At 72.5% G+C, this 12971-nt stretch carries 10 protein-coding genes; 4 read left to right on the forward strand and 6 right to left on the reverse strand.

The genetic code is table 11. From position 1 onward, the window contains the following. Window positions 1-136 precede the first annotated feature (136 nt). Window positions 137-1570 carry a polysaccharide lyase 6 family protein gene (locus tag SGA01_RS15260; protein ID WP_141297042.1) on the forward strand — a complete coding sequence of 478 codons (1434 nt, stop codon included), beginning with the start codon at window positions 137-139 and terminating at the stop codon, window positions 1568-1570. 122 nt (window positions 1571-1692) lie between these two features. Here the strand turns inward: SGA01_RS15260 and SGA01_RS15265 are convergent, their stop codons facing one another. Both SGA01_RS15265 and SGA01_RS15270 read right to left on the reverse strand, forming a co-directional pair. Beyond that, window positions 1693-2679: an LLM class F420-dependent oxidoreductase gene (locus SGA01_RS15265; protein ID WP_141297043.1), complete on the reverse strand. Its 987-nt coding sequence runs from the start codon at window positions 2677-2679 to the stop codon at window positions 1693-1695. Window positions 2680-2788: 109 nt separating this feature from the next. Further along, window positions 2789-4360: a right-handed parallel beta-helix repeat-containing protein gene (locus SGA01_RS15270; RefSeq protein ID WP_141297044.1), complete on the reverse strand. Its 1572-nt coding sequence runs from the start codon at window positions 4358-4360 to the stop codon at window positions 2789-2791. Between the two features lie 183 nt (window positions 4361-4543). On the opposite strand from SGA01_RS15270, the gene SGA01_RS15275 reads away from it, so the two are divergent. The 3 genes from SGA01_RS15275 (at window position 4544) to SGA01_RS15285 (ending at window position 7913) form a co-directional block, all read left to right on the forward strand. After that, window positions 4544-5476: an aminoglycoside phosphotransferase family protein gene (locus tag SGA01_RS15275; protein WP_141297045.1), complete on the forward strand. Its 933-nt coding sequence runs from the start codon at window positions 4544-4546 to the stop codon at window positions 5474-5476. Window positions 5477-5534: 58 nt separating this feature from the next. After that, window positions 5535-6485, forward strand: coding sequence for a LysR family transcriptional regulator (locus SGA01_RS15280; RefSeq protein ID WP_141297046.1), 951 nt, complete (start codon window positions 5535-5537; stop codon window positions 6483-6485). Window positions 6486-6557: 72 nt separating this feature from the next. Next, on the forward strand, window positions 6558-7913 hold the full coding sequence (locus tag SGA01_RS15285; protein ID WP_141297047.1) for a carbohydrate-binding protein: 1356 nt from the start codon (window positions 6558-6560) through the stop codon (window positions 7911-7913). A 94-nt stretch (window positions 7914-8007) separates the two neighbouring features. Here SGA01_RS15285 and SGA01_RS15290 read toward each other — a convergent pair whose 3' ends face one another. From SGA01_RS15290 to SGA01_RS15305, 4 genes are all read right to left on the reverse strand, one after another. Continuing rightward, complete coding sequence (locus SGA01_RS15290; RefSeq protein WP_141297048.1) at window positions 8008-9447, reverse strand: GH1 family beta-glucosidase; 1440 nt, start codon at window positions 9445-9447, stop codon at window positions 8008-8010. A 119-nt stretch (window positions 9448-9566) separates the two neighbouring features. Further along, on the reverse strand, window positions 9567-10487 hold the full coding sequence (locus SGA01_RS15295; RefSeq protein ID WP_229918460.1) for a carbohydrate ABC transporter permease: 921 nt from the start codon (window positions 10485-10487) through the stop codon (window positions 9567-9569). After that, window positions 10484-11443: a carbohydrate ABC transporter permease gene (locus SGA01_RS15300; protein ID WP_141297049.1), complete on the reverse strand. Its 960-nt coding sequence runs from the start codon at window positions 11441-11443 to the stop codon at window positions 10484-10486. Before SGA01_RS15300 ends, SGA01_RS15295 begins: the two co-directional genes overlap by 4 nt. Window positions 11444-11589: 146 nt before the next feature. Further along, window positions 11590-12900, reverse strand: a complete 1311-nt coding sequence (locus SGA01_RS15305) for an ABC transporter substrate-binding protein (protein ID WP_141297050.1) — start codon at window positions 12898-12900, stop codon at window positions 11590-11592. Window positions 12901-12971: the final 71 nt, after the last annotated feature.

Below are 12971 nucleotides of genomic sequence, written 5' to 3' on the forward strand. Positions count from 1 at the left end.
GCCCGCCCCGATCGCCGAGGTCCACCCGATCGGCCTCCGTTAGCGGCGCGTGAGCGGAACGTCAGCGACGGGCGCGAAGCTGGGTGGGCGTTGCCGTACCGCCCGGAACGTCAACGCGGACATCACAGGAGGCATCATGCGGCGTCGCACGTTCCTGAAGAGCGGACTGCTGGGAGCCGCGGTCACCGCCGTGCCGCTCGACACCCTTCTCGCCCCCGGCGCCTCGGCGGCCACGGAGACCCGCGTCACGAACCTGAAGGACCTCCAGAGCGCGATCGACCGCGCGGTCCCCGGCGACCGGATCGTCGTCGCCCGCGGCACGTACTCCGTCCCGTCCGGTGGCGCGATCACCGTCTCGGGGAGGAACGGCACGAGCGCCGCACCCATCACCATCGTCTCCGAGTCGCGCGGCGGCGCCGTGCTCCAGGGCGAGCGCACCTTCGTCCTGAGCGACTCCAGCTCCATCGTCATCAGCGGCTTCGCCGTGCGGCAGAGCACCACCCTGGAGATCCCCGCGAACAGCCCGCGCATCCGGCTCACCCGCAACGACCTCCGGTTCGCCGACATCAGCGGACTCGACTGGGTCGTCGTACGCGGCGACGACGCCAAGATCGACCGGAACCACTTCCACGACAAGACCACCGAGGGCATCTTCGTCGTGGTCGACGGCCCCGGCACCACCGCCATGGCCCAGCGCCTCCAGCTCCTCAGGAACCACTTCTCCGACCACGGCTACACCGGCGCCAACGGCGGCGAACCGATCCGCCTCGGCGTCAGCGGCCGCGCCCTGTCCAGCGCGAACGCCGTCGTGGAGCACAACCTCTTCGAGCGCTGCGACGGCGACCCCGAGGCCGTCTCCGTGAAGTCCTCCGACAACACGATCCGGTACAACACGATCCGCGACAGCCGCGGCGGCATCGTGCTGCGCCACGGCAACCGCACCACGGTGGACGGCAACCACATCGTCGACGGCACCGACGGCGTGCGCGTCTACGGGAACGACCACCTCGTCGTCAACAACTACCTCGCCGGCCTCTCCGGCCGAGCCCTCGTCATCGGCAGCGGCTCGACCCGCGACCACCACGAGGGCGAGACCACCGAGGAGCGGCGCGGCAACGACGCCTGCGACCGCGCGGTGATCGCGCACAACACCCTGCGCGGCAACAAGAGCACGCTCTCGGGCGAGACCCGGGACCACGCACCCCAGGACGTGGTCGTCGCCGACAACCTCCTGGTCGGGGACGCCGGAAGCCTCGTCGCGATGCGGGCGACCACCGGGTTCACCTGGCAGAGCAACATCCTGTGGGGCGCCGCCGCCGACGGGAACCTTCCCGCCGCCGGGTACGTCCGCGTCGACCCGCGTCTCCAGCAGGGCTCCGACGGCGTCTTCCGCCTCGCCGCGGACAGCCCGGCGATCGGGGCGGCCACACTGACGGGCGTGACCGTGGCCGAGGACCTCGACGGGCACGCCCGGGGCTCCGCGCGGGACATCGGCGCCGACGAGTACACGACCCTCGCCCCGGTCCGCCGCCCCCTGACGGCGGCGGACGTGGGCCCGAACGCCTCCTGACGGAGGGGGCGGCGCGAGGGGGTGGTGCCGGGGGGCTTCACCCCCTCGCGACGGGCCCCGCGTGTCCCACGTCTCCGCGTGCCTTACGCCTCCGCGAGTCCCACGCCGAGCCCACGTGTGTCCTACGCCTTCGCGCTGTCCCCCGCCGCGCCCTGCTCCTTCGCGCTCTGCTCCTTCGCGCCGTACTCCCTCGACAGCTCGCCGAGCAGCTTCCACGTACGGACCCGGTCCGCCTCGCCGCCCAGATGCGTCGCCGTGAACACCACCTCCGTCGCCCCCGCCTCGCGGTAGCGCCGTACCGCGGCGGCGACGGTCTCCTCGTCGCCGATCACGGCCAGGTCGGCGGCGCGTGTGCCGCCGGACCGCTCGATGACGCGTCGGTAGGAGGGGATCTGCTCGTACAGCGCGAGGGACTCGGCCGCCTTCTCGCGCACGTTCTCGGCTTCGGCGGTGACCACGCCGGGGACGATGGCCACGATCCGGGGCGCCGGCCTGCCCGCCGCGTCGGCGGCGGCGGTGACGGCGGGGACGATGTCCTCGGCGAGCGCGCGCGGCCCGGCCAGGAACGGCAGGATGCCGTCGGCCAGTTCGCCGCTGACCCGCAGGGCCTGCGGCCCCATCGCGGCGACGAGGAGCGGCACCGGCGGCTCGGCGCCGGGCACGGACGCCGGCCACGGCGTCGTGGCCGTGAGCAGCTCGCCGTGGAAGTCCGCCGAGCCCGTCTCCACCAGCTGGCGCAGGGCGGTGAGGAACTCCCGGAGCAGCCGGACGGGCCGCTCGTACGGGATGCCGAACCCGTCCTCGGTCAGATGCTTGGTGCCGAGGGCGATCCCGAGGTGGTAGCGCCCGCCGGTGGCGGCCTGCGCGGTCTGCGCCTGACTGGAGACGATCAGCGGGTGGCGGCCGAAGACGGGGATCGCGGAGGTCCCGACCTGCAGTCCGGGCACCTCGCGCCCGACGATCGCGGCGAGCGAGGGGGAGTCGTACGCGAAGGACTGACCGAACCACGCCGAGTGCAGTCCGGCGTCGCAGGCCTCCCGCGCGAGGAGCACCGTGTCGTCGATCGGGAGCTGGCGGGTGGTCGTGCTGAGGACTACTCCGAGAGTCATGTCAGGCCCAACGGGCCTGCCTGGCAAGGCGATTCCCGCTCCCGTACGACATTCGTGTGTCCGCTCTGTGAACGGCGTACGGGAGCGGGGAGCCCGGCGCGCCGGCCGGCTACAGGGTGACGGCCCTGCCGCCGAGGGTCACGGCGAGACGGCCGTCCGTGGCGTGGGACCAGCTCAGGGCGCCGGTGTAGGCGGAGCAGCGGGAGCCGTTCGTCCCGGTCCAGAACTGGTTGGAGCTGTCGGCGTCACCGACGGTCTTGTCGTTCGTGCCGCTGCCGCTGCGGCACGAGGTGTTGCTGCGGAAGACCGAAGTGCCCGCGTCGAAGGAGTAGTTGCGCTGGGCGTTGTCGACGCTGAGGTTGTTCGACACCGCCATCGTGCCCGGGTTGCTGTTGTACGTGAAGCCGTGCTTGCCGTTGCGGAAGGCGATGCTGCGCCGGACCACGTGGTTGACCGCGATGTCCTCGCCGCCCAGCTTGTAGCCGTTGCGGTCGCCCGCGGTGTTCTGCGTGCCGTCGGAGAGGGTGCCGTTCTCGTAGGCGAGGGAGTCCTCGATGGTGACGGTCCCGATGGGGCCGGTGTCGGTCTTGGTGTAGAGGTCCCAGCCGTCGTCGATGTTGTGGTGGGCGACGGCGTAGCGGAAGACGTTCCCGGGGCCGACCGTGAGCTTCGCCGCGAAGCCGTCGGCGTCCTCGCCGTCGGAGTCGGCGTTGTCGTGCGATTCCGCGCTCAGGACGAGGTTGTTCGACGGCCACTGGCTCTGGGGCGTCGTGGAGGCGATCCGGGACAGCTGGAGCCCCGAGTCGCGGTTGAAGCGCGTCACGGTCCGCTCGATGACGTTGTTGCTGCCGCCGACGAAGATGCCGTTGTCGCCGGCCCGCTCCACGACGATGCCGCTGACGTGCCAGTAGGAGCCGTTCACGGCGAGGCCGCGGTTGGCCGGGTCCTCGGTCATGGCCGAGAAGTTCAGCACCGGCTTCTCGCCGGGGTAGGCGGACAGCTTCGTGCGGGCGGCGGCCGTGCCGTTGTTGCCGACGGGGACGGTGATCGTCTGGGAGTGGTTGTACGTGCCGCCGCGGAGGTAGATCGTCCCTCCGGACGTGACGCGGGCGATCGCCGAACTCAGCGTGGTGGGGGCCGATACGGTGCCGGCGGCGCCGTCCGTGCCGTTCGGGGCCACGTAGAGCGCGCTCCCCGCCGGCGGGGTGGTGCCTGCCGTCTCGACGTCGAGCCGGTCGATGTTGGGCAGGCCGGCGGCGGAGGTCGGGTTGAACCGTACGGTGTTGGCGCCCGCGTTGACCGGCACGGTGAACGTCTTCGTGACCCAGGTCGTCCACGCGCCCGTCGCCTCGTACGAGGACGTCGAGACCGCCGATCCGTTCACCGTGAGGGCGGCGGGCCGTGCGGTGGTGGTGCCGTTGGCGAAGCGGACCGCGAGCGTGGCGGTGCCCGCGGCCGGGGCGTTCACGGTGAACTGCGCGTAGGCGCCCACCGCGTTGGTGCCGTTGCAGAATCCGGTGCCGGTGTAGCCGGCCCAGTCGGAGTCGACGGTGCCGGTGCAGACCGCGGGCGAGGCCTCGGCCTCGTAGGTGGTGGTCGCGGCCTGTGCGGTCGTACCGGACAGGGCGACGAGGGTGCCGGCCAGCAGGCCGACGCACGCGATGACGGGTCCCGTTCGCATCGTTGCTCTCCTGTGTGAGGGGCTTGTGGGGGTCGGGAAGCACGGGTCAGAAAGCGCTTTCCGTGGGACGCTAGAGGTCTGCCGATGGGGCGTCAATAGCTGTGTATGTGATTACAGTTCAGAGATATGAACGTCATGCAAGGTCCTGGTGGGACGGCGTCCGGCGCCGCGTACGGTGAACGGATGATCAGGACACCGGAGGCGTTCGCGCGGACCACCGTCGAGCGCGAGGGAGCGCCCGGGGCGGCGTGGCTCGCCGAACTGCCGCACATCGTCGAGGAGTTGCTGGAGCGCTGGGAGTGCGTCCCGGACGGTGAGGTCATGCACGGCGGCGTCGGCGTCATCGTGCCCGTGCGGCGGGGGGACGGCCGGACCGCCGCGCTCAAGGTGTCGTACCCGCACCCCGGCAACGTCCACGAACCGGACGCCTTCGAGGCCTGGGGCGGGCGTGGCGCCGTCCTGCTCCACGAGCGCGACGACGCACGCTTCGCGATGCTGCTCGAACGCGCCCGGCGCTCGACCCTGGCCGAGGTCGAGGAAGGGGACGAGGTCCTGACCGTCGCCGGACGCCTCGCCCGGCGCCTGGCCGTCCCCGCGCCGCCCGGCCTTCCCCGGCTGCGGGACCAGGCGGGGGCCTGGGAGGAAGGGCTGCGCGAGGACGCTGCCGGGCTGGCGCACTCCCTGGCGCCCGCCGTCGTGGACGCCGCCGTGGCCACCGTCCGTGAACTCGGCGCCACACAGCCGGACATCATCCTCCACGGCGACCTCCACCCCGGCAACATCCTGCGCGCCGAGCGCGAACCGTGGCTCGCCGTCGACCCCAAGGGGTACGTGGGCGACCCCGCCTACGACGGCGGAACCCTCCTCAAGTCCCGCGCCCTCGCGCTCCTGGAGGCCGACGACCTGGGCGCCGCCGTCCATCACGCGCTCGACGTCTTCGCGGACGCGGCCGAACTCGACCGCGAGCGCGTCCGGCGCTGGGCGCAACTCCACGCCGTCCAGACGGCGTTCTGGGGCCGCCGGCACGGCTTCCGGCGCGCCCGCGGCGGTCCCGGGCTCGACTGGCTCGTCGCGTTCGCCGACCACCTGGCGACCCTGCTCACCGAACCCGTCTGAAGCACCCCCACCCGTCGCTGGTCTGGACCTATCGGGAACGGGGCGTCAAGCTCTCGGTATGGACTTGGAGTTGAGGCACCTCAAGGCGATCCGGGCCATCGCGGACGCGGGCAGTCTCACGCGCGCCGCCACCGCGCTCGGTCTCGCGCAGCCCGCGCTCAGTGCCCAGCTCAAGCGGATCGAACGAGCTCTCGGCGGCGCGCTGTTCGAGAGAAGCCGGGAGGGGGTGCGGACCACGGCCCTCGGGGACCTGGTCCTCGACCGCGCCCGGGTCGTCCTGCCCGCCGTGTGCGAACTCCAGGAGGAGGCCGTGCGGTTCGCCCGGGAGGGCGCGGGCGGCTACCGCCTCGGCGGCACCCACGGCCCGCTCCTCGGAAGCCTCGTCGACCGGCTCGCCCGCACCGAGCCCGGCACACCGGTCACCACGCACACCTCCTGGTCGGAGCGGGAGATCGCCCGCGGAGTCGCCGCCGGCCGGCTGGACTTCGCCCTGGTCGGCGTCTGCGGCGAGAGCGCGCCGCCCGAGGCGGGACGGCTCGCCTGGACGGAGGTGGCCCGCGATCCCGTGTACGTGATGCTGGCCGCCGACCACCCACTGGCGTCCCGTACCGAACTCGACCTGGCCGAACTGGCGGTGGAGGCCTGGACCGACGTCCCCGGCGACGGCTGCTTCGGCGACTGCTTCGCCGCCGCCTGCGTCCGCGCGGGCTTCACCCCGGCCTGCGTGTACGAGACGGACACCGCCTCCTGCGTGCACCTCGTCCAGGTGGGGCGGGCCGTCGGCCTGTGCCGGGCCACCTTCCCCCCGACACCGGGCATCGTGACCCGCCCTCTGACCGGCGCCCCGCTGATCTGGCGCCACCTCCTCGGCTGGCACCCCGAGGGGCGGGCCGCCGGACGGGCCGCGACCGTGCTCCACCACACCCGGGCCGCGCACGCGGCGGCACTGGCCCACAGCGCCGGCCTGCTCACCGCCCCGGGGCATAACGCCGTGGCAGGGGCCGACTGACAGCTCCCGCCGCCCTCTTCGGGATCCCTACGGTTTCGGCAGATCCCCCACCGAGAACCGAGGAGACACCCCATGCTCCGACGACACGCCCGCGCGGCGTGTACCGCACTGGTCGCCGCCGGGATGGCGATGGCCGGCCTCCAGGCCGGAACCGCCACCGCGGCCCCGGACGGGAACCCGGCCGCGAGGACCGCCGCTCAGACCCTCGCCACCGCCGCCGCCCAGCCCGAACTCCTCTCCGCCATGCAGCGCGACCTGGGACTCACCCGCCCCCAGGCCCTGAAGCGGCTCGCCAACGAGGCCGAGGCCGGGGCCACCGCCGCCCGGCTCCGCCAGGGCCTCGGCGGCGCCTTCGCCGGCGCCTGGGTGGACGGGGCCGAGTCCGGCACCCTGACCGTGGCCACCACCCGCGCCGCCGACGCGGCCGCGATACGCGCCACGGGCGCGAACGTCCGGCTCGTCCCGCACAGCCTGACCGCACTGGAGCGGGCCAAGCGAGCCCTGGACCGGGGTGCGACCGCCGAGGCGCCCGTCCGGTACGTCGACGTCCGCGCCAACGTCCTCGTCGTCGAGGAGACCCGGGCCGGAGCCGGGACGCGGCTCGTCGAGGCCGCCGGCGTCCCGCGCGACCTGGTGCGCGTCGTGCGGACCGACCGGGCGCCCCGCCCGCTGTACGACATCCGGGGCGGCGACGCGTACTACATGGGCGGCGGCGGCCGCTGCTCCGTCGGCTTCGCGGTGACCCGGGGGACGACCCAGGGCTTCGCCACGGCCGGACACTGCGGCCGCGCCGGCACCACGACCAGCGGCTTCAACCAGGTGGCCCAGGGCAGCTTCCAGGGCTCGACCTTCCCCGGCAACGACATGGCCTGGGTGGCCGCCAACACCAACTGGACCTCCACCCCGTACGTCAAGGGCTCCGGCGGCGCCAACGTCCAGGTGACCGGCTCGGTCCTGCAGCCCGTCGGCGCCTCCGTCTGCCGCTCCGGCTCGACCACCGGCTGGCACTGCGGCACGATCCAGCAGCACAACACCAGCGTCACCTACCCGGAGGGCACCATCTCCGGCGTGACCCGCACGACGGTCTGCGCCGAGCCCGGGGACTCCGGAGGCTCGTACATCTCCGGCAGCCAGGCCCAGGGCGTGACCTCGGGCGGCTCGGGCAACTGCTCCAGCGGCGGCACGACCTTCTTCCAGCCGCTGAACCCGCTGCTGCAGAACTACGGCCTGACCCTGAAGACCACCGGGACCGACCCCGGCCCCGGGCCCGGCGAACCGCAGCCGGGCGGCACCTGGGCCGCCGGCAAGGTCTACGCGGCCGGCGCCACCGTCACCTACGGCGGTGCGACCTACCGCTGCCTCCAGGGTCACCAGGCCCAGACCGGCTGGGAACCGCCGAACGTCCCGGCCCTGTGGCAGCGACAGTGACCTCCTTCCCGCGGTGACCGGGGGTGCCGCGGCCCCGAGGGGGGGTGCCACGGCACCCCCCCTCGGGGTTCCCGGTCCCGCCGGAGGCACGCCCTCAGCCGTCGAGGTCTCCGCGGCCTTCGAGCCCGCCCCGGGCGATCACCTCCGCGTACCAGCGGGCGCTGTCCTTGAGCGTCCGGCGCTGCGTGGCGAAGTCCACGTGCACGATGCCGAACCGCTTGCTGTAGCCGTACGCCCACTCGAAGTTGTCGAGCAGCGACCAGAGGAAGTAGCCCCGCACGTCCGCCCCGTCCGCGAGGGCCCGGTGCACCGCCGCCAGATGGGCGTGCAGATAGGCCACCCGCTCCGGGTCCTTCACGTTCCCCGAGGGGTCCGCGTAGTCGTCGTACGCCGCCCCGTTCTCCGTCACCACCAGTGGCACGCCCGGCAGTTCGTCCCGCAGCCGGACGAGGAGCTCGTACAGCCCGTTCGCGTCCACCGGCCAGTCCATGGCGGTGCGCGGACCGGGGGCCGGCTCGAACCGTACGTGCCGCTCGGCGCCCGCCCACGGCGAAGGCGACTCGGAGCTGCCGGCCGCGACGACGGCGGGGGAGTAGTAGTTGATGCCCAGCGAGTCGATCGGCGCGGCCGCCGTCGCCAGGTCGCCGTCCTCGACGAAGGACCAGTCCGTGATCCCGGCCGTGTCGCGCACCAGGTCCTCGGGGAGCCGGCCGTGGAAGACCGGGTCGAGGAAGATCCGGTTGCCGACGGCGTCGATCCGGCGGGCCGCGTCCCGGTCCTCGGGCGACTCCGAAAGGGCTCTCACCGCATGCAGGTTGAGCGTCAGCGACACTTCCGCCGAGGCCGGCAGCGCCCCGCGCAGCACCCGCGCCGCGAGGCCGTGGGCCAGGTTGAGGTGGTGAGCGGCGCGCAGCGAGGCGAGGGCGTCGGTGCGCCCCGGGGCGTGCACGCCGTTGCCGTAGCCGAGGAAGGCCGCGCACCAGGGCTCGTTCAGCGTGGTCCAGGTCGCCACCCGGTCGCCGAGCGCGTCCGCCATGACGCCCGCGTACTCGGCGAAGCGGTACGCGGTCTCCCGCCGCGCCCAGCCGCCCCCGGCGGGCGAGCCGTCGGTCGCGGACTCCAGCTCCTGGGGCAGGTCCCAGTGGTAGAGCGTCGCCACGGGCCGGATGCCGGCCTCGAGGAGTCCGTCGACGAGCCGCCGGTAGAAGTCGAGCCCCTTGGCGTTGGACGGACCGCTGCCGGTGGGCACCACGCGTGGCCAGGCGATCGAGAAGCGGTAGTCGGTGACGCCGAGCCGCCGCATCAGGGCGATGTCCTCGTCGAGCCGGTGGTAGTGGTCGGCGGCGATGTCACCGGTGTCGCCGTTGCGCACCTTGCCCGGGGTGCGGCTGAAGGTGTCCCAGACGGACGGCGTGCGGCCGTCCTCGGCTGCGGCACCCTCGATCTGGTACGCCGCCGTGGCGGTGCCCCAGCGGAAACCCTGTGGGAACCGGAGAGCGGTCGGGCTGTCGGGGCGAGCGTCGAGCGCGGTCATGAGGGGGGAACTCCCGGTGGTGAGAGGTCGATGGACGAGGGGCTGTGAACGACAGGCTGTGAACGAGAGGCCGATGGACGAGAGGCCTGACGGCAGGTGGACGTGCCTACGGGACGGGGTCAGCCCTTGACCGCGCCCTGCATGATGCCGCCGACGATCTGCCGGCCGAGCAGGCCGAAGACCAGCAGCACCGGCAGGGTGCCGAGCAGCGTGCCCGCCATGATCACGGACTGGTCGTGGACGTAACCGCCGCCGAGCTGGCGCAGGGCGACCTGGACGGTCGGCTCGGAGGAGGTCAGGGCGACGATCGGCCAGAAGAAGTCGTTCCAGGCGGCCATGAAGGTCAGCAGCCCGAGCACGGCCATGCCGGGCCGGGCGATCGGCACCACGATCGACCAGAAGATCCGGGCGGTGGACGCGCCGTCGACCCTGGCCGCCTCGATCAGCTCGTCCGGCAGCGTCTGGACGAGGTACTGCCGCATGAAGAACACGCCGAAGGCGGAGACCAGTCCCGGCAGGATCACGGACTGGAGCTGGTTCACCCACCCGAGCTCGGCGATCATCATGAAGAGCGGGATCACGCCGAGCTGGGGCGGGATCATCATGGTGCCCACGGTGACCGCGAGCAGCGCGCCCCGGCCGCGGAAGCGGAGCTTGGCGAAGGCGAAACCGGCGAGGGTGCAGCACAGCACGGTGCCGAGGGTGATCGAGCCGGAGACGATCAGGGAGTTGAGCAGGGCCTTGCCGATGTCCGCCTCTTCGAGCACGGCCTCGAAGTTCCGGATCAGGTTCGGGCCGGGCAGCAGGGTCGGCGGGACCTGCGCGAGGTCGGCGTTGGAGCGGCTCGCCGCGACGAGGGTCCAGTAGAAGGGGAAGGCCGAGACCAGGACGGCGACGATCAGGATCGCGTAGGCGACGGGGCCCGCGTGCAGGGTGCGGCCCGCCCGCGAGGGACGGCCGCGCCGGGCCGGGGCCACGGCGGCGTGGGTGGCGAGCGGCGCCGGAGGGCGCGGGACCTCGGTGGTGCTCGGCGCGGTCATCGGCCGGCCTCCTTGCGCGAACGGCGGCGCGCGATCAGGGCGTTGACCCCGACGACCACCACGATGAGCAGGAACATGACCCAGGCGATGGCGGCGGCCCGGCCCAGGTGGAAGAAGCCCCAGCCCTGCTCGTACATGTAGAGGCCGAGCGTCTGGTACTGGTGCGAGATGCCGCCCGAGATCGAGCCTTCGAGCAGCAGGGGCTCCCCGAAGAGCTGGGTGGCGCCGATGGTGGAGACGATGACGGTGAAGACGATGGTGGGGCGCAGCCCGGGCAGCGTCACATGGAAGAACTGCCGCCAGCGGGAGGCCCCGTCCATCGCGGCCGCCTCGTACAGCTCGTCGGGGATCGACTGCATGCCGGCCAGGTAGATCAGCGCGTTGTAGCCGGTCCAGCGCCAGACGACGACGGTCGAGACCGCGATCTGCGAGGCGACCGTGTCGTTCTGCCAGTCGACCGGACCGATGCCGACCGCTCCGAGCACGTAGTTGATCAGCCCGAAGTCCCGTCCGAAGAGCTGCGCGAAGACGAGGGTGGCGGCGGCGACCGAGGTCGCGTACGGCAGCAGGACCGCCGTCCGCAGGAAAGTGCGGCCGCGCATCCGGTAGTTGAGCAGATGGGCGAGCCCGAGGGCGATGACCAGCTGCGGCACGGTGGAGAGGACGCCGATGGTGAAGGTGTTGCGCAGCGAGTTCCAGAAGAACTCGTCGCCGAGCAGCGCGGTGTAGTTGCCGAGGCCCCGCCACTCCATGTCGCCGGGCGTCTGGAGCTCGACCCGGTACAGCGAGACGTAGGCCGTGTAGATCAGCGGGAAGACGCCGAAGGCGGCGAAGAGGGTGAAGAAGGGGGCGATGTAGGCGTACGGAGAGGCCTTCCGCCAGGCCCTGCGGACGGACGACTCCCGCCGGGACACGGGCAGGGCCTTCGGCGGATTCACGGGTGCGGTGAGGGTCACGGTGCGGCCCTTCGGGGAGGAATCGGTGGGAGAGGTGGGGTGTGCGGCGCCGGCGCACGGCGGGGGTGCGTGGACGCCGTACACCCGAGTGCGTCGGTGCCGGACGGGCGTACGCGGGGGAGTGGGCCACCCGTCCGGCACCGGGATCAGCCGAGGGTGTTCGCGACACCCTTCCGCGCGTTCTCCCACGCCTTCTCGGGCGCGGTGCCCTTGCGCTCGACCTCGCTCAGCGCGTTGGTGATCTGCTGGGCGATGTTCTGGTCGTGCACACCGAGGACCTGCACCGGGGCCGCCTTCGCCGCGTCACCGAAGATCTTGCCGATCGGCGCGTTCGAGAAGTACGGGTCCGTGGCGGTGGCGACCTTCTCGATCGCGCCGGTCGAGGAGGGGAAGTTGCCCTGCTTCTCGAAGAGCCTGGCCTGCTGCTCGGGCGCGGTGAGCCACTTGATCAGCTCGTACGCCTCCTTCTTGTGCTGGGCGGCCTTCGGGACGGCGAGGTAGGAGCCGCCCCAGTTGCCCGCGCCGCCGGGGAGCGCCGCGACGTCCCACTTGCCCTTGCCGGTCTCGCCGGCCTGGCCCTTGATGTAGCCGAGCATCCAGGCGGGGCAGGGCATCGTGGCGAAGGAGCCGGCGGAGAAGGCCTGGTTCCACTGCGGCGACCACTGGTCGAGCTTGGCGCTGAGTCCGTCCGCGGCCGCCTTGACGGAGTGGTCCCAGGCGGCGCGCAGGGCGGGGTTCTCCTCCCAGATCAGCTTGCCCGAGGCGTCGTAGTACCGCTCCTGCTCCTGGCCGATCATGATCGAGTAGAGGCTGCCGACGCTGTCGAGCCAGGCGCTCTTGGCGGGGGCCTTCGCCTTGTACCGCTTCCCGAGCTCCAGGTAGCCGTCCCAGTCGCCCCACTCCTTGGCGAGCGCCTCGCGGTCGGTCGGCAGTCCGGCCTTCGCGAAGAGGTCCTTGCGGTAGCACATCGCCTCGGGGCCGACGTCCGTGCCGAGGCCGAGGACCTCGCCGTTCTTCCCGGTGGCCGCCGCCCACTTCGCCTCGGCGAACTGCCCCTTGAGGCCGTCCGCCCCGTACTTCTTCAGGTCCTCGAACTTGTCGGCCTGCTGCTGGGTGACGGAGGCGATCCGGCCCACCTCGACGCCCTGGACGTCGGCGAGGCCGCCACCGCCGGCGAGTCGGGTCTGGAGCGACTTCCAGTAGTCGGCCTCGTCCTCGGTGTCCGTCTGCTTGATCGTGACGCCCGGGTGGAGCTTCTCGTACTCGGCGTAGAGCCCGGCTTCCTTGTATCCGAAGGAGCCGAAGAGGTCCACGGTGATCGTGACGTCTCCGCCCGCGGCGTCCGTGGTCGCCCCGTCCGACGAACCTCCGCAGGCGGCGAGCAGCGCCCCGCTGAGGACGACCGCCCCGAGCCGGACGGCGAGGGTGGTGGATCTGACGGCTCGGTCGATGGGCATGGGGGCCTCCCTGGGCTCCGGAGCGAGCGAGAGAACTGGTTGAGAGCGCTCTCAAGAATGCGGTTGGAGCG

Source organism: Streptomyces gardneri, from assembly GCF_006539185.1.
Lineage (GTDB): Bacteria > Actinomycetota > Actinomycetes > Streptomycetales > Streptomycetaceae > Streptomyces > Streptomyces gardneri.

Coding starts and splice junctions, on each gene's coding strand:
- SGA01_RS15305 (WP_141297050.1), bottom strand. CDS start 12,900: ATGCCCATCGACCGAGCCGTCAGATCCACCACCCTCGCCGTCCGGCTC.
- SGA01_RS15295 (WP_229918460.1), bottom strand. CDS start 10,487: ATGACCGCGCCGAGCACCACCGAGGTCCCGCGCCCTCCGGCGCCGCTC.
- SGA01_RS15270 (WP_141297044.1), bottom strand. CDS start 4,360: ATGCGAACGGGACCCGTCATCGCGTGCGTCGGCCTGCTGGCCGGCACC.
- SGA01_RS15280 (WP_141297046.1), top strand. CDS start 5,535: ATGGACTTGGAGTTGAGGCACCTCAAGGCGATCCGGGCCATCGCGGAC.
- SGA01_RS15265 (WP_141297043.1), bottom strand. CDS start 2,679: ATGACTCTCGGAGTAGTCCTCAGCACGACCACCCGCCAGCTCCCGATC.
- SGA01_RS15290 (WP_141297048.1), bottom strand. CDS start 9,447: ATGACCGCGCTCGACGCTCGCCCCGACAGCCCGACCGCTCTCCGGTTC.
- SGA01_RS15285 (WP_141297047.1), top strand. CDS start 6,558: ATGCTCCGACGACACGCCCGCGCGGCGTGTACCGCACTGGTCGCCGCC.
- SGA01_RS15275 (WP_141297045.1), top strand. CDS start 4,544: ATGATCAGGACACCGGAGGCGTTCGCGCGGACCACCGTCGAGCGCGAG.
- SGA01_RS15260 (WP_141297042.1), top strand. CDS start 137: ATGCGGCGTCGCACGTTCCTGAAGAGCGGACTGCTGGGAGCCGCGGTC.